This is a genomic window from Achromobacter sp. ACM05 (genome assembly GCF_019218915.1).
Lineage (GTDB): Bacteria > Pseudomonadota > Gammaproteobacteria > Burkholderiales > Burkholderiaceae_B > Achromobacter > Achromobacter animicus.
The window spans coordinates 1,393,289-1,415,185 of record NZ_JAHUWQ010000001.1; the positions used below are offsets into that span (position 1 = coordinate 1,393,289).

Annotated in this window: 19 protein-coding genes; 12 read left to right on the top strand and 7 right to left on the bottom strand. The window is 66.2% G+C overall.

Translation table 11 applies throughout. The annotated features are described in order from the left end of the window. Nucleotides 1–29 precede the first annotated feature (29 nt). The 3 genes from KW836_RS06395 to proC all read left to right on the top strand — a co-directional run bounded on the left by KW836_RS06395 (nt 30) and on the right by proC (nt 2,948). Nucleotides 30–1,142 (top strand): AI-2E family transporter, encoded by a 1,113-nt coding sequence (locus KW836_RS06395; RefSeq protein ID WP_056559631.1) that lies wholly within the window; start codon nt 30–32, stop codon nt 1,140–1,142. A gap of 128 nt (nt 1,143–1,270) precedes the next feature. After that, entirely contained in the window at nt 1,271–2,041 is a 771-nt protein-coding gene (locus KW836_RS06400) for a phytanoyl-CoA dioxygenase family protein (RefSeq protein WP_218342737.1), read from the top strand. A 100-nt stretch (nt 2,042–2,141) separates the two neighbouring features. After that, nucleotides 2,142–2,948, top strand: coding sequence for a pyrroline-5-carboxylate reductase (proC, locus tag KW836_RS06405; RefSeq protein WP_218342738.1), 807 nt, complete (start codon nt 2,142–2,144; stop codon nt 2,946–2,948). A gap of 24 nt (nt 2,949–2,972) precedes the next feature. Here the strand turns inward: proC and KW836_RS06410 are convergent, their stop codons facing one another. Beyond that, the gene (locus KW836_RS06410) at nt 2,973–4,424 is read right to left on the bottom strand and encodes an MFS transporter (protein ID WP_218342739.1); all 1,452 of its coding nucleotides are present in this window, start codon (nt 4,422–4,424) and stop codon (nt 2,973–2,975) included. Between the two features lie 96 nt (nt 4,425–4,520). On the opposite strand from KW836_RS06410, the gene KW836_RS06415 reads away from it, so the two are divergent. From KW836_RS06415 to KW836_RS06425, 3 genes are all read left to right on the top strand, one after another. Continuing rightward, nucleotides 4,521–5,399 (top strand): helix-turn-helix transcriptional regulator, encoded by an 879-nt coding sequence (locus KW836_RS06415; RefSeq protein ID WP_218342740.1) that lies wholly within the window; start codon nt 4,521–4,523, stop codon nt 5,397–5,399. A 105-nt stretch (nt 5,400–5,504) separates the two neighbouring features. Further along, nucleotides 5,505–6,200 carry a PadR family transcriptional regulator gene (locus KW836_RS06420; RefSeq protein WP_255595148.1) on the top strand — a complete coding sequence of 232 codons (696 nt, stop codon included), beginning with the start codon at nt 5,505–5,507 and terminating at the stop codon, nt 6,198–6,200. 26 nt (nt 6,201–6,226) lie between these two features. After that, the gene (locus KW836_RS06425; protein ID WP_218342741.1) at nt 6,227–7,042 is read left to right on the top strand and encodes a siderophore-interacting protein; all 816 of its coding nucleotides are present in this window, start codon (nt 6,227–6,229) and stop codon (nt 7,040–7,042) included. A 3-nt stretch (nt 7,043–7,045) separates the two neighbouring features. Here the strand turns inward: KW836_RS06425 and KW836_RS06430 are convergent, their stop codons facing one another. Next, nucleotides 7,046–7,933 (bottom strand): LysR family transcriptional regulator, encoded by an 888-nt coding sequence (locus KW836_RS06430; RefSeq protein ID WP_218342742.1) that lies wholly within the window; start codon nt 7,931–7,933, stop codon nt 7,046–7,048. Between the two features lie 107 nt (nt 7,934–8,040). On the opposite strand from KW836_RS06430, the gene KW836_RS06435 reads away from it, so the two are divergent. Next, complete coding sequence (locus tag KW836_RS06435; protein WP_218342743.1) at nt 8,041–8,901, top strand: oxaloacetate decarboxylase; 861 nt, start codon at nt 8,041–8,043, stop codon at nt 8,899–8,901. On the opposite strand, the gene KW836_RS06440 is transcribed toward KW836_RS06435, so the two are convergent. The 3 genes from KW836_RS06440 to KW836_RS06450 all read right to left on the bottom strand — a co-directional run bounded on the left by KW836_RS06440 (nt 8,895) and on the right by KW836_RS06450 (nt 16,331). Beyond that, nucleotides 8,895–11,792, bottom strand: a complete 2,898-nt coding sequence (locus tag KW836_RS06440; protein WP_218342744.1) for a WG repeat-containing protein — start codon at nt 11,790–11,792, stop codon at nt 8,895–8,897. The genes KW836_RS06435 and KW836_RS06440 overlap by 7 nt on opposite strands. Nucleotides 11,793–11,794: 2 nt before the next feature. After that, nucleotides 11,795–14,965, bottom strand: a complete 3,171-nt coding sequence (locus KW836_RS06445) for a WG repeat-containing protein (protein ID WP_370632984.1) — start codon at nt 14,963–14,965, stop codon at nt 11,795–11,797. Nucleotides 14,966–15,191: 226 nt separating this feature from the next. Then, nucleotides 15,192–16,331, bottom strand: coding sequence for an HNH endonuclease signature motif containing protein (locus KW836_RS06450; protein WP_218342745.1), 1,140 nt, complete (start codon nt 16,329–16,331; stop codon nt 15,192–15,194). Nucleotides 16,332–16,543: 212 nt separating this feature from the next. Between KW836_RS06450 and KW836_RS06455 the strand changes: the two genes are divergently transcribed. After that, nucleotides 16,544–17,785: an MFS transporter gene (locus KW836_RS06455; RefSeq protein ID WP_218342746.1), complete on the top strand. Its 1,242-nt coding sequence runs from the start codon at nt 16,544–16,546 to the stop codon at nt 17,783–17,785. A 15-nt stretch (nt 17,786–17,800) separates the two neighbouring features. Here the strand turns inward: KW836_RS06455 and KW836_RS06460 are convergent, their stop codons facing one another. Then, nucleotides 17,801–18,181: a cupin domain-containing protein gene (locus KW836_RS06460; RefSeq protein ID WP_218342747.1), complete on the bottom strand. Its 381-nt coding sequence runs from the start codon at nt 18,179–18,181 to the stop codon at nt 17,801–17,803. A 105-nt stretch (nt 18,182–18,286) separates the two neighbouring features. Here KW836_RS06460 and KW836_RS06465 point away from each other — a divergent pair, with 105 nt between their 5' ends. Together KW836_RS06465 and KW836_RS06470 are read left to right on the top strand one after the other, a co-directional pair. After that, nucleotides 18,287–18,520: an Arm DNA-binding domain-containing protein gene (locus KW836_RS06465; protein WP_175122260.1), complete on the top strand. Its 234-nt coding sequence runs from the start codon at nt 18,287–18,289 to the stop codon at nt 18,518–18,520. Then, entirely contained in the window at nt 18,517–19,074 is a 558-nt protein-coding gene (locus KW836_RS06470) for an ureidoglycolate lyase (RefSeq protein ID WP_175122261.1), read from the top strand. Before KW836_RS06465 ends, KW836_RS06470 begins: the two co-directional genes overlap by 4 nt. Nucleotides 19,075–19,081: 7 nt before the next feature. Here KW836_RS06470 and KW836_RS06475 read toward each other — a convergent pair whose 3' ends face one another. Next, nucleotides 19,082–19,678 carry a hypothetical protein gene (locus KW836_RS06475; protein WP_218342748.1) on the bottom strand — a complete coding sequence of 199 codons (597 nt, stop codon included), beginning with the start codon at nt 19,676–19,678 and terminating at the stop codon, nt 19,082–19,084. A gap of 150 nt (nt 19,679–19,828) precedes the next feature. On the opposite strand from KW836_RS06475, the gene KW836_RS06480 reads away from it, so the two are divergent. Then, nucleotides 19,829–20,950, top strand: a complete 1,122-nt coding sequence (locus KW836_RS06480) for a DUF1254 domain-containing protein (protein ID WP_218342749.1) — start codon at nt 19,829–19,831, stop codon at nt 20,948–20,950. Between the two features lie 11 nt (nt 20,951–20,961). After that, the gene (locus KW836_RS06485) at nt 20,962–21,888 is read left to right on the top strand and encodes a LysR family transcriptional regulator (RefSeq protein ID WP_175137958.1); all 927 of its coding nucleotides are present in this window, start codon (nt 20,962–20,964) and stop codon (nt 21,886–21,888) included. The last annotated feature ends 9 nt before the right edge of the window (nt 21,889–21,897 follow it).

Sequence of the window (21,897 nt, forward strand, 5' to 3'; positions counted from 1 at the left end):
GCCTACAACGCCCTTACAGTCGATCCGCTATGCAGCCTGTTCTACCCGCCTACCTGATCGCCCGTTGGCTGTTGCTGCTTGTGCTGTTGGCGGGGGTTTACTTTCTTAGCGGATTCCTGGTTCCGGCCCTGGCGGCGCTGATCATCGGCCTGGCCAGCTGGCCCCTGTACCAACGCCTCGTCGTCCGTTGCGGCGGCCGCACGGCGGTTGCCGCGTCGCTGGCGCTGCTGGTCGTCGTCGTGGTGCTGATCGTCCCGTTGTCGCTGGCCCTGTCCTATGCCATCAAGGAAGCCAGCGCGTTTGTCGCCTGGGCCATCGCGGCCAACCGCCACGGCGTGGACGTGCCCGCGTGGATTTCGTCTCTGCCGGTGGTGGGCGATCGCCTGGGACAGTACTGGCAATCCTATATCGGCCAGCCCCACGCGCTGGGCGCGCTGGTCGAAGCCGTCAGCGGCGAACACCTGGGCAACATCTACCGCATGGCGCTGGCCGCCACGGGCAACGTGTTCCAGTTGCTGCTGACCGTTCTCTTCATGCTGATTACGCTGTTCTTCGTCTACAAGGACGGCATCCGCATGGTCGCGCAGCTGGACGTGCTGGGCGAGCGCATTCTGCCCGCCCGCTGGCAGCGCTTTTCGCGCGTGGTCCCGGCCACCATCAATTCCACCGTCACCGGCATGGGCCTGATCGCGCTGGGCGAAGGCGTGGTGCTGGGCATCGCCTACTGGGTCGCGGGTGTGCCGTCGCCCGTGCTGCTGGGCGTGGTCACCGGGTTCATGGCGCTGATTCCCGGTGGCGCGCCGTTGTCGTTCACGCTGGTGTCTTTGTATCTGGTGGGCTCGGGCCATGTGGTCGCAGGCATTGCGCTGATGGTCTGGGGCAGCGTCGAACTCTTCATCGTCGACAAGACCCTGCGCCCGCGTCTGGTGGGCGGTCCCGTCAAGCTGCCGTTCCTGCCGACCTTCTTCGGCCTGGTGGGTGGCGTGAAGACCATGGGCATCGTGGGATTGTTCGTGGGTCCGGTGCTGATGGCGCTGCTGGTGGCCGTCTGGCGCGAATGGGTGCACCACGAGGTCCAGGAGCGCGACGCCGCCCGGCTGACGCCGCCGCCGGTCCGCCCCGAGAAGACGCCAGCGGGCTGAGGACGCGGGAGCCGCCCGGCGGCCTTGCCATTTGGTAATCTAGCCATCCCGCGTGACCGGCGCCTTGCCCGGTGCGCGCCTGCCCGCCCGCAGACGCGCCGCCTACGCCGCGGGCTGTGAGGATCAAGATGTCCGGGTTATTGCCTGATGATCAGATAGCCGTCCTGCGCGAGCAGGGCTTCGTGGTGGCGCGCCAGTTCGCCAACCCGGAGCAGGTTGCCGCGCTGCGTGCGCTGGCTGAACGCCATTTGCGCGATCACGTCGCACCCATCGAATACGAAGCCGACCTGCGCTATCCCGGCGCGCCGCAATCGCGCAGCGCTGAGGGCGGCCTGACCGTGCGCCGCCTGCTCAACGCCTACGCGCGCGACCCCCTGTTTGCCCAATGGGCCACCGATCCGCGCATCGGCCAGTGGCTGAAGCGCTATTTCAACGAGACGCCGGTGCTGTCCACCGTGCACCACAACTGTGTGATGACCAAGCACCCGGCGTACGGCAGCCTGACGGGCTGGCATCAGGACATCCGCTATTGGTCGTTCTCGGATACGGATCTGGTGTCCTGTTGGCTGGCCCTGGGGCCGGAGACGCGCGCCAATGGCGGGCTGTCGTTCATTCCGGGCTCGCACGCGGCGGCATTTACGCCGGACCAGTTCGACGACAAGAAATTTTTCCGCGAAGACGTGCCGCAGAACGCCGACTGGATCGCGCGCGCCGTCTGTTCGGAACTGCAAGCGGGCGATGTGGTGTTCTTTCACTGCCGCACCTTGCACGCCGCGCAGGGCAACAGCAGCGACCGCGTGAAGCTGTCGGTGGTTCATACCTACCACCCCGAGTCCTGCCATCCGCTGCCGGGCACGCGGTCGTCATCGCAGGCGGGCGTGCCGCTGGCGGGGGCGTGACGCCCCGGAAAGCCCGTAGACTGTGGCATCAATGATCCGCGCGCCGGCAATGTACCCATGCCGGTCCGGTCCGCAATCCCTACTTCGGAACTGAAGCAACATGCGTGAAAAAATTGTCTTCATCGGCGGCGGCAATATGGCCTCCGCCATCATCGACGGACTGATCGGCCAGGGCCGGGCGTTGACCGATTTTCTGGTGATCGAACCCTACGCGCCGACGCGCGAGGCGCTGGTCGCACGCGGCTTGCCCTGCCAGGAAAGGGTCAGTGCCGACATCGGCGACGCCGCCCTGTGTGTGCTGGCCACCAAACCGCAAGTGCTGCGCGAAGCCTGCGGCCAGGTCCGGCAGTATCTGCCGGCCGAGGCCACCGTGGTCAGCATCGCGGCGGGCGTCGAGCTGGCTGCGTTGTCGGAATGGCTGGGCGGGCACGCGCGCATCGTTCGCGCCATGCCCAACACGCCGGCCAAGGTGGGCCTGGGCATGACCGGCCTCTTCGCCACGCCGGCTTGCGAGCAGGCCCAGCGCGATCAGGTCGACGCGCTGTTCGCGGCGGTCGGCGAACGCATCTGGACCGAATCCGAAGCCATGATCGACGCCGTCACTGCGGTGACGGGCAGCGGCCCCGGTTACGTGTTCCATTTCATGGCGGCGCTGGAAAAGGGCGCCGTCGAATTGGGCTTTGCGCCCGCCGATGCGCGCCGGCTGGCTGTCGCCGCCTTCCGCGGCGCGGCGGAACTGGCCGCCAGCGAAGACGTGCCGTTGACCGAATTGCAGGAGCGCGTCACTTCCAAGGGCGGCACCACCTACGCCGCCCTGTCGCACATGCAGCAGGCGGGCGTGGCCCAGGCCATCACCGAGGCTGTGCACAAGGCGCAGCAGCGCGCCCGCGAGTTGTCCGCGGGATAAAGGCCCCGGCGCGGCAACGGGCCGTCAGCGATGACGGCCCAGCCGCCACAGCAAGACGGCCGCCACCAGAATGGCTGCGACATTGAACTGCATGGCCGATGCGAACGCCTGCGCATGGCGCTCGGCCGCGCTGGCTTCCGCGTAAGCCTCCAACGCACCGCCATACAGCATGCCTGCCGCCGACACCCCCAACGCGGCGCCCACCTGCTGCAAGGTCGACACCACGCCCGCCGCCATGCCGGCCTGGCGGTCGTCGACCAGCCCCATCGCCAGGTTGACCAGCGGCGTGTTGACCGCGCCTTGCGCCGCGCCCAGCCACACCAGCGCAGGCAGCAGCGTCCACGGCGACAGGCTGGCGCCGGCGATGCCGGTGTGCATCATCAGCGCCGCCGTCGCCCCGCCGTACAACAGCGCGGCCAGCGCGATCGCGCGCGTGCCGTAGCGGGCGACCAGTCTTGGCGCGATCATCGATCCCGCCACGAATCCGACGCTGGCCGGCGCGAAGATCATGCCGGCCGTCAACGCATCCAGGCCAAAGCCCGTCTGCACCAGCAAGGCGTAGCAAAGAAACATGGCGCTGGCGGTGGAGAACACCAGCATCACGACGAGGCACCCCTCCGCAAAGCGCGGCTGCGTCAGCAAGGCCATGTCCACCAGCGGCACGCCGCCGCGCGCGGCGACCCGGCGCTGCAACCGCACGAAGGCTGCCAGCGCAACCACCGATGCCCCGCCGCAGACGAGCGTCCAGGCGGGCCATTGCTGGGCGGGGCCTTCGATCAACGCCAGCAGCAGCAACGCCAACCCCAGGCCCACGAGCGCGGCGCCGGGCCAGTCCATCGCCGCGCCCGAGGGTTCGGCGGATTCGGGGATGTGCCGGGCAAGCCAGCACGCCAGCAGCCCCAGCGGCAGATTGATCAGAAAGATGGCACGCCACGCCAACCCGAACAGATCCGCATGGACGATCCAACCGCCCAGCACCTGCCCGGCGATGGCGGCCAGGCCCAGCGTCATGCCCAGCAGCCCGAACGCCCGGCGCCGCGCATGCCCCTCGAAGCTGACGCGGATCAGCGCATACACCTGCGGAAACAGCAGGGCCGCGGCGGCGCCCTGCAGGATGCGCGCGGCGATCAGCGTGTCCGGCGTGGGCGCCAGGCCGCACAGCGCGGACGCCACCGCAAAGCCCGCCATGCCCAGCATGAACAGCCGTCGCCTGCCATGGCGGTCGCCCAACCGGCTGCCCGCGATGAGCAGCACGCCATACGCCAGTTCATAGGCGGCGATGATGAAGTTGATCTGCGCGAAGCTGGCCGACAGCGTGGCCTGCATGCTGGGGATGGCCACGTTCACGACGAACAGGTCGAAGATCGTGATGAAGCCGCCGGATAGCAGCACTGCCAGGCCGAGCTTGCCGAGTCGTGGCGAAGCGGGGTCGGCAGGAGCGGCCGACGGCGTGGCGGGAAGGGTGGTGGTCGACATGAAAGCGTCCAAAAAGTCAGGATCGGCGCTATTCTGGGCGGGCCTTTAGCCTTATACAATTTAGCTGTTTATGCTATTACTCCGTGCAACCCCGTCATGACCGAATCCGCCATTTCACGCCGTCTGGACCGCACCCGCGCCGACCTGTCCGAATTCCTGCGCCTGCGCCGGGAACGGCTCACTCCCGCTGACCTGGGGCTTCCGCCCGGCCGCCGCCGCCGCACGCCGGGGTTGCGCCGCGAGGAAGTGGCGGCGCTGGCCGGCGTCGGACTGGCCTGGTACACGTGGTTTGAACAGGGGCGCAACATCAGCGTGTCGGCCACCTTTCTCGAAAACCTGGCGCGCGTGCTGCGGTTGGACGACGCCGAGCGCCGCCACCTGTATCTGCTGGCGCACCAGCGCCCGCCGGCCGAGATCGGCCGCACGTGGTGCACCGTGCCCGCGCAGGTTCGCCGCTTGATGGATGACCTGCCCGCGCGGCCCGCCTACATCCTGAACCTGCGTTGGGACGTCGTCGTGTGGAATGCCGCCGCGGACAAGGTGTTCAATTTTTCCGGGCAGGCGCCGGGACGGCGCAACCTCCTCTGGATGCTGTTCGTGGACCCCGCGATGCGTGAACGCTTTGTGGACTGGACGGCGCAAGCGCCCCGCATGCTGTCCTCGTTCCGGCGCGATTTCGCCAGCGCGACCGGCGTGTCCGATATCGCTGAACTGGTTGATGAATTGGAACGTGTGTCGCCCGAATTCCAGTCGTGGTGGCGCGAGCACGACGTGCATGGCACGTGCATGGGACTGCGCACGCTGCATGTGGAAGCGCTGGGCGATATCGCGTTCGAGCACGCCACCTTGAGTGTCGATGAAAGCCGGCATTTGCGATTGGTCGTCTATGCGCCCGCGCCGGATGAACCCCGTGCCGCCGACTTCGCGCGATGGGTGCAGGCGGGTCCAGCTGTGCCGCTGGCGCCCTCGGAGTAGGATTTTTCGGGGGCGCCAGCACAAGACATTGGCAGGGGATTTGACGCGACAGACGACGCGGGTATATCGTACGAGCTATCGTAAGACATATCGTAAGAGCTATCTATGCGCCAAACGGCTTTCCGCGAACACCCGCACCATGATCGTCCCCACCATGGCCACCACCACCCCAGTCACCGCCACCCGCGTCACGCCAGCGCGGGTGGCGACTGGTTTTCCGGTTCCCCCGACGGCCGCGGCGATGCGGACGGGTTCGGGGGCGACGGACGCGGCTTCGCTCGCAGCCGCAAAGTATCCAGCGACGACCTGCAATTGATGCTGCTCGGACTGCTGGAACAGAACCCCAGCCACGGCTACGAACTCATCAAGGCATTGGGCGCGCTCAGCAACGGTTTCTATACGCCCAGCCCCGGCATGGTCTACCCCGCGCTGACGTATCTGGAAGAGCTGGGCTACGCCACCGTCGAGCAAGAGGGCGCCAAGAAGCGCTATCACCTGGCGGAACCGGGCAAGGCGCATCTGGACGCCAACCGCGACCGCCTGACGCTGATGTTCAACAAGCTCAAGCATGTCGCGCGCAAGATGGACTACATGCGCCAGGCCTGGAGCGGCCAGCCGCGTACCACCGGCCCGGAGGGCGAGGACGCCCGCACCGGCTGGCTGCCGGAGTTCGTGGAGGCGCGCCAGGCGCTCAAGCGCGCGCTTCTGGACCGTACCGACGCCTCGCCTGCAGAACAACGACGCATCGCGGCCATCCTGGCGCGTGCGACCGACGAGATCACCGGCAAATCCGGCGCGTGATCCCGTCCCACCCTACTGGAGTTTCCATGACTCAAAGCGACCTGACCGTGGCGCGTGTGCGCCACACCCTCAAGATGCGCACGCTGACCGTGGCGCGCGTCGAACGCATTGCCGGCCTGCTGGCGCGCGTCACCTTCACCGGCGAAGACCTGCAGGATTTCGTGTCCGCATCATTTGATGACCACGTGAAGATCTTCTTTCCCGCCGATCCCTCGCAGCCGCCCGTGCTGCCCACGGCCGGGCCCGACGGCATCAAGTTTCCTGAAGGCGTGGCGCGGCCCGCGGCGCGCGACTACACGCCGCGCCGCTTCGATACGGCGCGTCAGGAACTGGAAATCGAATTCGTGCTGCACGGCGATGGCCCCGCGTCGACATGGGCCGAACAAGCCGCGCCTGGTCAGCAACTGGGCATCGGCGGCCCGCGCGGTTCGTTTGTGGTGCCGACGGCGTTCGACTGGCATGTGCTGATCGGCGACGAGACCGCATTGCCCGCCATCGCACGGCGGCTGGAAGAACTGCCGGCCTCGGCGCAGGCGCTGGTGCTGATCGAAGTGCCGGGGGCGACCAACGAAATCCCGCTGCAAACGGCCGCGAAGGCATCGGTGCGCTGGCTGCATCGCAACGGAACGGCGCCCGGCTACAGCACGCTGCTGCTGGAAGCGGCACGCGAACTGGCGCTGCCGTCAGGCGAAGGCTATGTGTGGGTGGCGGCAGAATCGGCCACGGCAAAAGCCGTGCGCGAAATCATGGTGGCGCAGCACGGCATCGACAAGAGCCGCATTCGCGCGGCCAGCTACTGGAAGCGCGGCGCGGTCGCCGTGCATGAATCGCACGACGATTGAGCGTCAGGACTTGCGGGCGGTCCGCGCCAGCGCCAGCAGATTCGCCGCCCGTCCACCCGCCGTGTCGCGCAAAGCCAACCCCAGCACCGCGCGCGGCCATTCCAGCGCAAACGGCCGATACACCACGCCATCCGGCCGCAGGTGACGCAGCGACGCCGGCACGATGGCCACGCCCATGCCCGCCGCCACCAGGTTCACCGCCGACGACAACTGCGGCGCTTGTTGCCCGATGCGCGGACTCAGCCCGTGCTGCCGGCACGCCGCCATGATGTCCGCGCTGAGTCCATAGCCCGATTTGCGCGAATACAGAATGAAGGTCTCGTGCTGCAGGTCGGCGGGGGCGACGCGCTTGCGGCGCGCCAGCGCATGACCCAGCGGCAGCGCCGCCACCAGCGGCTCCTCGACCAACTGCGTGAACGCCAACCCGCCATCCAGCGCGAAAGGCGGACGCACGAACGCGGCGTCGATCGTACCGTCGCGCAACTGCGCCACCAGCGTTTCACTATCCCCCTGAGACAGCGTCATCTCGACCTCCGGATAGCGCTCGCGATATTGCCGGATCAGCTCGGTCACCACGCCATTGAAGGACGCTGATTCGGTAAACCCCAATGTCAGTTCACCGACTTCGCCGCGCGCGGCGCGCTGGGCCGTGCGCACTGCGGCGTCCGCGCGTTGCAGGATGTCCTGGGCGCACGCCAGGAATGCGCGTCCCGCGTCGTTCAGCGCCACGCCGCGGCCCATGCGGTCAAACAGCGGTGTGCCGACTTCCTGTTCAAGCTGGCGGATCTGCTGGCTGAGCGGCGGCTGCGCCATGTTCAGCAGTTCGGCCGCGCGCGTGAAATGCTGGGCTTCGGCAGTGACGACGAAATAGCGCAGATGGCGCAGTTCCATTTTGATATCCAAAAAGTACTGATAAGCAATTTTCAATATATTGGACATTCTAATGGCGCGCGCCGATCATGCAGGCATCAGATCTCCGGAATGAAGGAACGCCCATCATGACTGCCAATCCATCCCCCGGCGCGCGACTGCGCCAGCACCTTGCCGACAGCATCGTGGTGGCGCCCGGCGCATACGACGGCCTATCGGCCCGCCTGGTCGCCGCGGCCGGGTTTCCAGCGGTGTACGCCAGCGGCGGCGCCATTGCGCGCGCCGCCGGCTATCCGGACATCGGACTGCTCAGCTTTACCGAAGTCATGGACCGCGTTGAAAAGATCGTCGAGGCCAGCGGCCTGCCGGTGATCGCGGATGCGGACACCGGATTCGGCGGATCGGCCAATGTTGAACGCACGGTGCGCACGATGGAACGCGCGGGCGTGGCGGCGTTCCATATCGAAGACCAGTCCTTTCCAAAGCGCTGCGGCCATCTGGACGACAAGAGTCTGGTGGACGCCGCCGAGATGGCCCGCAAGGTCCACATCGCGCGCCAGACGCTTGCCGACGCGGACACGCTGGTCATCGCGCGCACGGACGCCATTGCGGTCGAAGGCTTTGACGCCGCCATCGCGCGCGCCGAGCTGTACCTGAAGGCCGGCGCCGACATGATCTTTGTCGAGGCGCCCGAGACGCTGGCGCAGATCCGCGCCATTGCTGAACGGTTGCCGGGCCTGAAACTCATCAACATGTTCTACGGCGGCAAGACGCCGCTGGTGCCGCTGCCGGATCTGGCCGCGATGGGCTATCGCCTGGCGATTATCCCGTCGGACCTGCAGCGCGCGGCGATCCACGCGATGCAGGCCACGCTCCAGGCCATCGGGCAGACGGGCGATAGCAGCGCGCTGGCGGATCGCCTGACCAGCTTCGCGGAGCGCGAAGAGATCGTGCAGACCCGCCGCTATCTGGCGCTGGACGCTCAGTAGGCGCGAGACGCCGCCGCGCGGTTGCAGCCGTGCGGCATGCGCAGCGGCCACAGCCGTTGGCCGGCCGCACCGTACAGCGTGCGGATGCCGCATTGCATCTTCACCTGCGCCAGCATCTGGCCGGCGGGGTCGATGATGCGCGAATCGTCTTCCGTGGACACCACCGCGCGTTGGTCCGTAAAGCCCGACAAGGCCCGGAACTCGGCTGGAATGGCGAACTGGCCCTGGCCGTTCACGTAGCCATAGCTGCGGTCTTCGCTGGCGGGCGCCAGGCCTTCGCGCATCGGACCCAGCGCGTCGAAAGCCGGTCCCGTCAGCGCACCCTTGGCATCCACCCAACGCGCCCCGCCGCCGGACAGCTGCGTCACGGCGCGTCCTTCCGAAAACGCGGACGCAAAGCCTTCGACCGTCACCCGGGTCTTGCCCGAGAGGTCGGTGTAGTCCGTCATGGTGCCGCGGTCCGCCGAGTAATGGCGGATCAGCAGGTCGGAACGCGACGGCCAGCTCCATTCGCCCTTGGGCAGGGTCGCGAGGATCTTGCCGCTGGCGTCCATCACGTGCGTGCCCGCCGCGTCCGTCGCCAGCGCGCGCGCCGGCGCGCCCTGGAACGCGGTGCCGATACGGGACGACGGCGCTATCTGCCAGGCGCCCTTCGCGTTCAGGTAACCCTGACGGTCGGCGCGGCGGATCTCCATCCAGTCACCCAGACGGACGTAGTCGGCGTCCTTCATGTCCAGCGCATCCTCGCCGTCCGGCGAGATGATCCAGCGGCGCTCGCTATTGCCCGCGCTGACCGAGCCGTCTCCAAAATCACCCACCTGTAAGCCGCGCATGAATGCGGTCAGCGCCTTGCCCTTGGTGTTGAAGACCGCGGCGGGACGTTCGTATTCGTTCTCTTGCTTGCCCGGCTGCGTCACGCGCCACAGCGTGTCGTTCACGCGTTCCGCGCCTTGATGGCTGGCCGGCAGGATCCACCGCCCCTGCAGGTCGATGACGCCGACGCGCCCCGTGCCCAGCGAAGCGACGGCCTGGCCGTTCTGGAACTCGCCGATGCTGCGGAACGCCGGCGCGGCCAGCTCCTTGCCGGCGACGAAGTCGTACAGGCCCCACGGCGCGCCGTCGGCCGCCGTCTTCAAATAGCGCACCACGCCCGGGGCGACGACCTGCGTATCGAAGTTCTCGGGCAGTTCGAACGTCTTGCCGGCACGGTCGATCATGCGTACCACGCCGTCGCCATACACCTGCGCGTAGCCCTGGCGGAACATACCGATGTGCTGCTGCGCGGGCAGGTCCAGCGGCTTGCCGCGTGCATCCAGCAGCACCATGCCGTCGGCCGTCTCGGCTGCATAGCGCAACTGGTCCGCCGTGAGATCGGCGCCTTCGCCGGCGTCGTCCAGCGGCGTCACGGCGGTCCACGACGGATCGGTGACCGTGCTGCCGTCGGCCAGCAGCAGTCCCACCTGGACATCATCGCAGTGGCAATGGCTTTGACCCAGCAGGCCCAGCGGCGCGCCAGGCACGCCGGCCGGCAGTGACTGAAGCTGCTGGTTCTGAAGCGTCTTCACTATCTCGGGCTTGAGGAGCGCCTTGCCGTTCTTGTCCAGCACATTGAGCAGCGCGCCTTGCGCGTCGGACAGCCACAGATTGCCTTCGCGCGTTTCCATGCGGCGGGCGTCCGCCAGCCACGCGGGCGCCGCGTCGCCGTGCACCCACGCGCCCGTGGGCGTCAGTACGCCCGCGGTGCGGCTGGCGCCGTCCACGAACAACACATAGCCTTCGCGTTCGTCGCCGGCCGACAGGCCCTTGCCCAGCGTCAGGGGCTGCGGGCGCCCCGGCACCAGCGCCACGAGGTTTTCTCCGGACGGGTACACGATGGTGTCGGCAAAGCGTTGGGATGCGTGGCCTTCCGCGTCCGTCAGCGTCGCAATCACCGCGCCGTCGCGGTCCAGCACCGCAAACCCCGCGCGGCGCGGCAGCGCTGCGCTGTAGAAAGCCTTGCCCACGGGGTTCATGCTTTCGTATTGCTGGTCCGCGCCGATCAGTTTGCCGTCCGCCGTCACCAGCACGGAACCATCCGGGCCATAGCCGGTGGCCAGGTTGCCGCTGTCCTGCGCGTAGATGTCGTCCAGCACCGGTTCCACGACCCAGTTCCAGTCCTTGTCCACCACGCCGTACTTGGACTCGCCATTGGTGGCGATGTACAGGCCCTTGTCGCCCAGCGGCCGCGTGATCACGACGCCGGTTCCGCCGTAGCGCCGCTCGCCCTTGGCCGAGCGGTATTCCTCCTTGTACTGGACCGTGGCGCGCGCGGGCACGCCGTCATACAGGCGCACCGCGCGCACCACGTCCTCGAACGGTTCGCCCGCAGGATTGCCCTGGCGATCGATCAGCAGCGGCTTGCCGTCCAGCGTCACAACTGCCAGTCCGATCTCGACAAAGTCCTGCACCGCGTCAAAGCGGGGCGGAACGGCCATGCGGCCATTGCGGTCGATGTATCCCCACTTGCCTTGCCAACGCACCGCGGCCAGCCCGTGGCGGAAGTCGCCAACCGCCTCGAAGATCGGCTCGATCGCGACGCGGCCGTTCTGGTCCAGAAAACCCCAGGCGTGGCGGCGCAGCGAGTTGTCGCGCGGTACGCGGTCGATGTTCTCGATGGCGGACGGCAGCAGCACCGCGGCGCGGCCGTCGTGCAGGTCCCGGATGCAGCCGTTGCCGAAGGGGTTGCGCGAGGAAATGTCGTCGGCTGCCGGATAGGCCTGGTACTCCGCATCGCTCATGCAATACAGGTGCATCGACGGTATATAGCCGTTCTGCGCCTGGGCGGACAGGGATACGCCCAGCGCGGCCAGGGCGCAGGCAAGGCGGGTGGTTCGTAGCACGCGTGACGTCATGATTATTCTGCGTTGGCGTTGGCGGTCTCGGCGACGGGCGGTTTGACGCCGGTGGCCTCGGGGCAGGTGAGCTTCTGGGGCGGCCAGCTCTGCTGGTCCTTCGCATCCACGATCACCATCGTGTCGCACAGCACGCCGAACAGCGCGGTCGTGTTGCCCTTGGTGTCGATGTACTCGATCAGCCGATTTCGGCGGACCAGCGCGCGGCCTTCGTGGAAGTTGTCGGCCCACGTGAACGCCGGCGCAATCGCATAGCGTCCGCTCAGGTCGACGTACCCGAACAGCTTGCCGGTGCGTTCCAGGCGGCGGGCCCGCGCCAGGCCGTCCTTCAAGGGGCCAAGCTGATTGAAGTGCGCGCCCACGACGCGCTTGCCGTTTGCGTCGATGAAGCCGTACTTGTTGTCGCCATCGCTGTAAGGCACGACGCCTTCGCTGGCTTTGTCATAGTCGACGGCGTGGCGGCCCGGCAGGCGCGCGATCTCGCGTCCTTGGAGGTCCACCAGGATGCTGGACGAGCCCTCGTCGTCGTTGAATACGACGCGCTGCATCGAAGCCAGCGGCATGCCATCGCCCCATTTTTCCAGCATCGTCTTGCCGGTCTGGTCGATCACGCGATAGCCCGCGCCGCTGTTGGCGCGCGCCAGGCCTTCGGGCTGGGTGAAGAAAGGATTGAATTCTCCATAGCGCGCCGGCACCTTCATGTTGCCGCGCGCGTCGATGGCGCCTTCGCGCTCGTCGAACTTGATGTAAAGCCAGTCGCCGTACTGCTGCTTGTCTTCGGGACGGCCGTCGGAGACACGAATCGCGCCGCCTTGCGCGTCGAACAACACGGCGCTCGCGTCGGCCAGTTCGCCCAGAAAGCGCCCATCCTTCAGCTTCTGCGGCTTGCCTACTACCGGCTCGCTTGCCTTGCCGGTGCGCAGGTTGATGACGCGATAGGCGCGTTCGGTGTAGCCGCCGCGCTTGCGCGTGTCTTCGGGCGCTTCGGCCAGCATCATGCCGTTGCCCAGGTATTCCAGGTCGTAGGCGCCGTTGTAGCGGGCAGGCACCACCCACTGACCCTCGCGGTTGACCACGCCCCAGCGATTCTTGTCCCGCACCTTGGCCCAGTCGTCCTCGAACTCCTGGACTTCATCGAAGGCGGGCTTGAGCACGGGCGCACCCTTGCGCACGTTCCACAGGCCCATGCGGCGCTGGCGGTTTTCGTTCACCGCACGGTATTGCAGCAGTTCGCCGTCGAGGCGCGATGCGTCTTCCAGCACGTTGGCCGGAACCGCCACCGTCTGGCCGCGGGTATCGATGAGCAGCGCATCGCCGCGCAGCATGTCCTTCGTGCGGGCCCAGGTGTAGGGGCCTTTGAAGGGACGCATTTCGCTGTACTGGGGCTCGATGGCCCACGTGCCGTCCGCGCCGATCGCGCCGACCGCGCCGGCCCGATCGGCCTTTGAACGCGCCACGATCGGCAGCGTGACGTCGTAGGTGTCGATGTTTGCCCAGTCTGGATTCGTGACGATATCGCCCGCCGCCGTCAGGATGCCAAGCGGCTGGTCATATTCGCTGGGTCGCAGGAGGGCCAGCGGCGCAGCGGCATCGGCGGCGGATTTGCGCGCATAGTGGAACTCGCTGATGTCGTAGGCGCGCAGCTTGGCGACGGTGGTTTCGTCAAGGATGCCCAGGCCGTCGGGGTTGTAGATTTGATGCAGCGTCTCGTCGTCCGCGACGGCGTTGACGCTGCTTTGCACGGCGTCGGCGGCTGCGGTGGCGGTGTCGCTGGCGGCGTCCATTGCCGCGTCCATGGCAGCGTCTGCGGTCGCTTCTGACGGCGTTGCGGGGGTTGGGGCTGCGTCCGCGTAGGTCGCCTCCTTCGCGGCGTCCGCGGCGTCAGCTGCGACCGGCGGATCCTGGATCGCGGCTGCGGTCTCCGCTTGCGACGCGGCCTGCACGGCTGCACCCACCGCAGCCGCCGCGGCCTCGTCTTCCGCGCTCATGTCGTCACGGGTGGCGTCCATGCCGGCGCCGGTAGCGCCTGCCGAAGAGACAGGCACGCCATACACCCACGCGCGTCCCTGATGAATCTTGACGTCGCCGTTGCGCAGGGCGAGCAGCTGCACGCTGCCTGCGGGATCGATCAGCAGCGTCATGCCGGGTTCGGCGGCAAAGCCCCAGCCGTCGCGGCGCTGCACGCCCAGATAGTCGCTCTTGAACGCGTGCAGGGTTTCAAGCTTGCTGTCCAACAGCACCGAACCGCCCTTGGCGTGCCGCGCCAGCCAGACGCCCGGCGCCAGCAATTCGACGCGTTCGTAGCGCTGTTCAGACAGCGGTTCGCCGCGTGCATCCACGAATTCCCAAGCGCGTTCGCGGTTCACAGCCAGCACGTCGCCATCGCGCAGCGGCGGGGCGAGCGAGCGCAGCACCTGCGGACTGATCGCCCATGCGCCGCTTTGGTCCAGCAATCCCCACCAGCCGCCGTAGCGCGAGTCGCGCGATTGCGCCGGCAGATAGTCGCCCGTCGGTTCGGCCAGCGCCATCACGCCGTCGGGCAGCGTGGCCGGTTTGCCGGTTGCGGTGTTGAAAAGGCGCGGCGGGGTAGGGATCTCCATCGCCGCGAGCTTTTGGCCGGGCTGGAACCCGCCAGTGCGCGTGCCCAGCGGAAAGGTCTTCACGACCTTGCCCTGCCGGTCGATCAGCACGTCCCGGCCATCTTCCTCGGCCAGCGCCGTGCCTTCGGCATTGAAGCCGGTGGCTTCCGAAAAGCGCGGCTCGATGACCCAGCGTCCACGCTTGTCGATGTAACCCCAGCGTTCATCCTGACTGACGGCGGCCAGCCCGTTCTGGAAGGATCGGGCGTCCGAATACGCAGGCGTAATCGACATCACGCCCTGCTTGTCGATGTAGCCCCACGCCGCGGATTCGCCATCGGCGGTGCCCACGAGCACCGCCGCCAGGCCTTCCTGGTAAGGCTGGTGGCACATGGTCCCCGCGCCTTCGCCATAGCTGCTGTAAGAGCACTGCTGCGTCCAGTCAGGCCGCGCCTGCGCGTTGCCCGGCGCCAGCAGCGTCACCCCGGCCAGCGCCACGACCAGCGCCAAGGGCTTGAAGAAGGGCGCCGCCGTCATGGCTTGCAGGCGCGGCGCAAGACCGCGGAAATGAAAGAGCCAGACCGGGCGTGCCACATGATTCGATGCCTGCCGAATGATTGGGAAGGCAGCACTGTAACCAGGGGTACCCGGGGACGGATCGGCAGATGTAACTATTGCGGACGAAGCGTTAACACCAAGCACGGGTGCGTCGCATTTTCCCGCAATTTCGCCTAATTTCATCCAAATAAGCGGATTTCGTGGTTATGCGTCGGATAAGGATCGTTTGCCGCTAGAAGAAGGTAAGGGGCCATCGACCAGCTCAGATATCTTCTTTCAGGCCAATGCTTCTGACTAATCGCTCTGTGATTGCAGTTCCTTCACGCCCAAAATGAACTTCCCTGTGGCACGCCGGGCAAAGCGCGGCCGTATTGATGGGATGGTCGACGCCTCCATCTGAGAGACGGTGGACGTGATGCACTTCGAGATAAGGAGATCCGTCAACTCGTTTAAAGGGGGCGGGAGAACCACAGCTTTCACAAATTCCATCCGCGCGCTTAAGAACGTATGAACGAATCACTTCGCTTCGTTGATATTGGGTGTAAACCGTGCTCTTAGTCCCTTTGCCTCGATGCGCTTCAAACGCCGCAATAGCGAGGTTGCGAGCCTCTCGAAGCGAGGAACTCGGCCCCACCTCGGCAGGTGAAGCGTAGGAGGCTGGCAGTTCGTCAGTATTGCCTCCGGGTAAAAGCTCGAAAATGATGAGCTTTCGTTCGGCCCCGTTGCGATCTGGCCCCCTTCTATCGGTGTGCGCTCGGATCAATGAGAACTCGCCCAGGTACCGTTGCTTGCGCGGCTTTCTAAGCGCTTCGAACAAATGAAGCGTCTTTCCGTTAACCGCATGCTCTTGAATGGCTTTGTTGCCCCGGACGAATTGCATGTCCCCGACTTGCCCTTCTCCCGTGTATAGAAATGTTCCGCTGGGCGTATGGCCGTCGCGATATCCATATTGGTCACCCGTTTCACCAGTGAATAAAAAAATCACTGGAAAGACGCTCGAAGTGGAAATTCCGCTCTGGGCGCTACCACCAAAAGGAGCATGAATTTCTGTTCTGCGGTCATAGTCCGCGCCGACCACGAAGCGGGGCGGTTCAGAAGAGCGACGTGCCGACACGCCAAGACAATCCGAGCACCGCTGCACTTCGCGAGCGAGGGGGCGGTGATTCTCGGCCCAGTGAATCAGCTCATGTTCATGCGGCGAGCAGATTTTTACGTAGCCATTTCCCGTAAAAGCATCACCTTGGTGCGCGGATTGATAAATCGAAATGTGCCGACAACTGGCCAGGTGCAAAACTGCATATTGGGTGTTGGAGCTTGCACGAGCGTTCAGTACGAAGCCATCGGCGTTTTCTTCACGCCAGGCTTGATAGGCATCCTCTCGATTTTCAAACACCTCCGCCATTCGCCGCTCCTGAGCATAAATACCTAGTGTGGATTACGGAGTGTAATTTTTGTTTATTTGTTGAAGCAAGTGGAGGTCCTTCGGCTCCTCTCACATTCCCCCCGCGCATGCAGCGGACAAAAATTAATCGGTTGAATCGCCCGCGCGTCAGTTCTGTAATACATCCACTGCCCGCCCGGACGGGGGCGACGTTCCCCTGCAAGAGGTTCGCCATGTCCACCCCCCAAAAACCTTCATTGGACGCATCCCAGCTTTGGCTGCTGGTCCTCGCCGGCGGCGTCGTCATGGGGCTTGCCCTGGGCGTGCGCCATGTGCAGGGCTTGTTTCTCCTGCCCGTCACGATGGACAGGGGCTGGAGCCGCGAGACCTTCGCCATTGCCCTGGCCGTGCAGAACCTGACGTGGGGCATCGTGCAGCCCTTCACCGGCATGATTGCCGACCGCTATGGCTCGGCCAAGGTGATTGCCGGCGGGTTGGTGTTCTACGCGCTGGGCCTTGCCGGCATGGCGCATGCCACGACGCCCGCCGCCTTCATGTGGACGGCGGGCGTGTGCATCGGCATCGCGCTGTCCGGCACGGCATTCGCAGCCATCTACGGCGCGCTCAGCCGTCTGGTGCCGCCGGAGCGCCGAAGCTGGGCGTTGGGCGTGGCGGGAGCGGTTGGCGGCCTGGGACAGTTCACGATGGTGCCGGCGGCGCAATGGCTGATCGGCGGCTGGGGCTGGGTCGCGGCGATGCTGGTGTTCGCGATGGTGCTGATGGTCTTGCTGCCGCTGGCGTTTCCGCTGCGCGAGCCCGCGAACCGCGTGCGCGATGCGGCCGCGCCCGACGCGAACCTGTCGCTGTCTGACGCCATCCGCGAGGCCTTCACACGCCCCGGTTTCTGGCTGCTGAATCTGGGATTTCTGGCGTGCGGCTTCCAACTGGCGTTCATCGGCACGCACCTGCCCGCCTACCTGATGGACAAGGGCCTGCGCGCCTCGGACGCGGTGGCGGCGCTGGCCATTATTGCGCTCACCAACGTCATGGGCACGTACGTCTGCGGCATCCTTGGCGCGCATCATCGGCGCAAGTATCTGCTCGCGGGCATCTACCTGGTGCGGACCGCGGCGATTGCACTCTTCGTGCTCGTGCCGCTATCCACGTGGTCGGTCTATGCTTTCGCGGCCGTGATGGGGTTTGTGTGGCTGGGCACGGTGCCGCTCACCAATGGGCTCATCTCGCAGGTGTTCGGCGTGCGCTACATCACGACGCTCTTTGGCTTCGTGTTCTTTGGCCATCAGGTCGGCTCGTTCCTTGGCGTGTGGCTGGGCGGCGTGGTGTTCGAGGCCACGCGTTCCTATGACCTGATCTGGCTGGGCGCGATGGCGCTGGGCGTGCTGTCGGCCGCCTTGCACTGGCCGATCGACGACCGCGAGATCCAGCGCGCACGGCCAGCGGGCGCGGCGGGATAACTAGCGGGGACGCGGCTACGCCAGCCGGTGCTGCGTGCCCGCGCCCATGGTGATGTGCAGCATGCGGCAAGGCTCCATGACCTTGACCGTATGCCATGCCCCTTTGGGGATGACGTAGGCGTCGCCGGCCAGCATCTTCACCACCTGAATGCCGGTGGGCCATTCCAGGTGCAGCTCGGCCGCGCCAGCCATCAGGCGCACGATCTCGTCGGCGCCGGGGTGCATCTCCCATTGCGGCCAGTCCGCGGTGAACTCGTATTCGGACACCAGCCAGCCGCGCCCGTATTGTTCGAGGTCTACCGGGGATTGGGACCAGAACTCGTCGCCGCCCGTCACGGTGGCGGCGGCGCCGGAGGCGTCCAGGTACACATAGTGCGACGTCAGGTCGATAGCCATGTTGCGGGTCCTCGGGTGTGGGGATCAGGGCAGTGTATGTCAGCGCGCATCCTGTCACATCGTTGCGTTTATCATGTCTGCCATCGGCAACAGGGAGAGCATGCGATGAGCAAGGGATTCGAAGGGGTGCGTCCCGCGTCCGAATCGTCCATCGAGATCGGGTTCTTCCACGACGGCCGGCATTGTGTCGAGCGTATCCGGGTCAAGCCCACCGCCGCCAACCTCAAGCGCGCTGCCGACCGGCGCGTTGCCATCCTGGAGGCCATTGCGCGCGGGGACTTCGACTACGACGCCGAATTCCCCAAACGCGGCGCTAAGCCATCACAGGGTCCCGCATGACGAGCAACACGCAGCTTGAAATCCACGATCTGTCGCCTGATGCCTTCAACGCCTACGGGTGGATGCTGGGCAAGCCTATGCCGGACGGCAACGGCGTTCCGTTGTACACGCATCCGGCCACCGACTTCTGGCACGAACACCAGTTCAACACCGGCGCGGGCGGCGATGCCGAACTGCTGTGGGTCAATTACCGCAGCCAATCGCTTGAGGTCGCCAGCCTTGAAAAGCATCTGCTGACGCAACAGGCGATCGTTCCGCTGACCGGCAGCATCATCCAGATCGTGGCGCGCAGCGCCGCCGACGGCACGCCGGACCTGTCCACGCTGGCGGCCTTTCATGTGGCGCAGGGGCAGGGCGTGTGCATGCGGCCTGGCTGCTGGCACGCCACCCGTGTGGCGGGCGACGAGGTGACCTGCATGATGCTGACGCGGCGCTCCACGACGGTTGATCTGATCCAGCATCTGACCACGGACGCCAACGCCACCGAAAGCGCCATCACCGCCATTCCGGCGCGTCAGCTGGAAGTGCCTCAGGATCTGCTGCAAAGCGCCTGAGAAAGGGTCATTCCGCTTCGCTGCATTCGTAGCCCAGGCGCGCGAACAGGGGCCACTTGTTGCGGTAGCTGTCCGTCCAGCACATGCCGAAGAAGGCGGCAAACGGTGCATCGATCCGTTGCGCGGCTATCCGCGCTGCCGCGTCGGCATCCCGAGGGCAGAAGGGCTGGCCCGGCGTCGGGTACAGCGCGCCGTCCCAGACCGGCTGCTCGCAATGCTCGCAAAAGTTCGACCATTCGCCGGATCGGGCCGGGTTTTCGCGGTAGAACGGAGCAATCGTGCGCAGGGTGTGCGCCACCTCGGGGGCGAGCGCCCGGGTCGACGAGATCATCGCCGGGCCGGGTATCGCCTGCCATTGCGCCGGCCCGAACAGCCAGTCCCGAAACGCCTCCGGATCCAGGCCGGGGCTGTCGGCGTCGTCTTCATCCAGCTCCAGTTCACCCTCGGTGCTTTCATGACCGGGCGGCACGACCAGCGCCGCCACGCGCGTCTGTTTGCTGCAGGCCGCGCAGGGGTGCTCGGCCTGCAGCACGAAGTACGTCGACGCGCGAATGTTGAAAGCCTCTCCGTCCGGGCCGGTCATGCTGGGGTCTTGCGCTGCCATGCTGCTGTGTCTTTCCTGTTGCGTCGGCAAGGTGCGCCGATTCTTTGATATGCGGGGGAAATATGCCAGAATCCCCCGGAATTCGAGCCTGGCGCATTACACGCCGCCGTCACTGGGCGCCCGCGCCATCCCGTCATGCCGGAGCCCTGAATGCGCCACCGCCAGATTAGCACCGCATTTCGCCGCGCCACCTGCCGTCCGTTCATCGGTCTCGTTGCCGTCTTCGCATTGGCGGGCGCCATGGCCGGCTGCACCTTCAGGTCACCCGACGCCGCTTCCGGCTCGCAGTGGGTCGGCATCGAAGGCGTCTCCGCGCAACAGGCGCGCACCATCGCCCGCGAATCCTACCTGTACGGCGCGCCCATGGTCGCCAGTTATCAGGCCATGTATGCATACAGCATCGACAAGAACGGCGCGCAATACAAAGGGCCGCTGAACACCATCAACCCGATGGGCACAGCAGCCGCTGCGGCGGCCGGGCTGGATCCCGCCTATCTGTATTCGTACGCGGCCCTGGACTTGCGCGCTGAACCCGTCGTCGTCACCGTGCCTCGCGTGGAAAAGCAGCGCGACGCCTCGTTGCAGGTGATGGACCTGTATATGCACCACATCGGCGACCTGGGTTCGCGCGGCCTGGGCGGCGGCGTGTTCCTGGTGGCGGGTCCTTCCTGGAAGGGCAAGACACCCGCGGGCATCACCAAGGTGATTCGCGCCGAGACGGAGCTTGCCACGCTGGTCGCCCGCACGCAGCGCTTCAATCCCGCCGACCAGGACAACGCCAAGCGCATCCAGTCTCGCTTCAAGGTCCAGCCCCTGTCGGCGTTCCGCAACCGTTCCGCGCCTGCGGCGCCCGCCAAGGTCGAATGGATGGCGCCCGTACCGCGCGCGCAGATGTATTCGTCGCTCGAGTTTTACGACGAGCTGGCCTTCCTGCTGCGGTTCGCGCCCGCGCACAAGTCCGAGACGATGCTGCGCGAGCGCATGGCCAGCCTGGGCCTGCGGCCTGGCGATGCCTACGACACGGCGTCGTTGAACCCAGCCTTGCGGCGCGCGCTGCAAGAAGGCATGCACGACGGACAGAACGACATCGACAAGAACCGCGCGGCGCAGGGCGCCAACACCGATGCACTGTTCGGCGGCAGGGAGACACTCAAGAACAACTACCTGACGCGGGCGACCGGCGCGCAGATGGGGCTGTTTGCGTTTGGCGGCATGAGTGCGACCAAGGCGCCATCCAAGGCGCCACCCAAAGCCCAGCCTTCAACGCGTTAGGTGCGCACCGCATGAAGCGCAACTTCAACATCCACGACCTGCGGATTTTCTATGCCGTGGTCATGACTGGCTCGACGCGGCAGGCGGCGTTGGCCATGCACCTGACGCAACCGGCGATCAGCCACGCGATCTCGCGCCTGGAAAGCGCGACTGGCGTCCAGCTGTTCGATAGATCGCACAAGACCCTGCGTCCCACGGAGGCGGGGCAGTATCTCTACAGCGAGGCCAAGTTCGTGCTGGACGAACTGGTGCGTATCGACGAGGCCCTGCACAGCATCGAACAATTCGGCGGGCGCGGCTTGCGCATCGCTTCGTCGCCCGCGTTGGCGCTGGGTTACGCGCCCGACGCCGTGCGCCGCTATCTGGACATCAACGGTACGCGGCCGTTTTCCATCGACGTGGAATCGTCGATGCAGGTCATCAGCGCGGTGGAAACGATGCGCGCCGACTTCGGCCTGGGCGCCGTGGGCCGCGACAGCACGCGGCTGACCTTCACCCCGTTTCTGCGTGCGGACGTCATGGCGATCGCGCATCGGGAACACCCGCTGGCCGGACGCGAGACCATTTCGGCGCTGGATATTCCGCCGGACACCTACGTCAAGCCGTTGTGGTCCGACTACGTCGTGGCGCAGGGCGACATCGCCGACTCGCTGCTGCTGCGGTCCGGCATGCAGGCGCACATGTCGCTGCTGCCGGGCACGGTGCGCGCGGTCAAGGGCATCAGCCTGGTGAACGCGCTGTCCGCGTCCGATATCGTCGCGTCGTTTCCAGATCTGGTGGCGGTGCCGCTCGCCTCGCGCCAGTGGTTCGACTTCCTGCTCATCACGCGCGCCGAGTCCCGCAATAACGAGCTGACCGGGCGGCTGCTGGATGCGCTGAGGTCCACGGCGCAGGCGCGGCGGCAGGGCGTTTACGCGGAGACGATCGCGCTGCTGTAGCGGCGATCG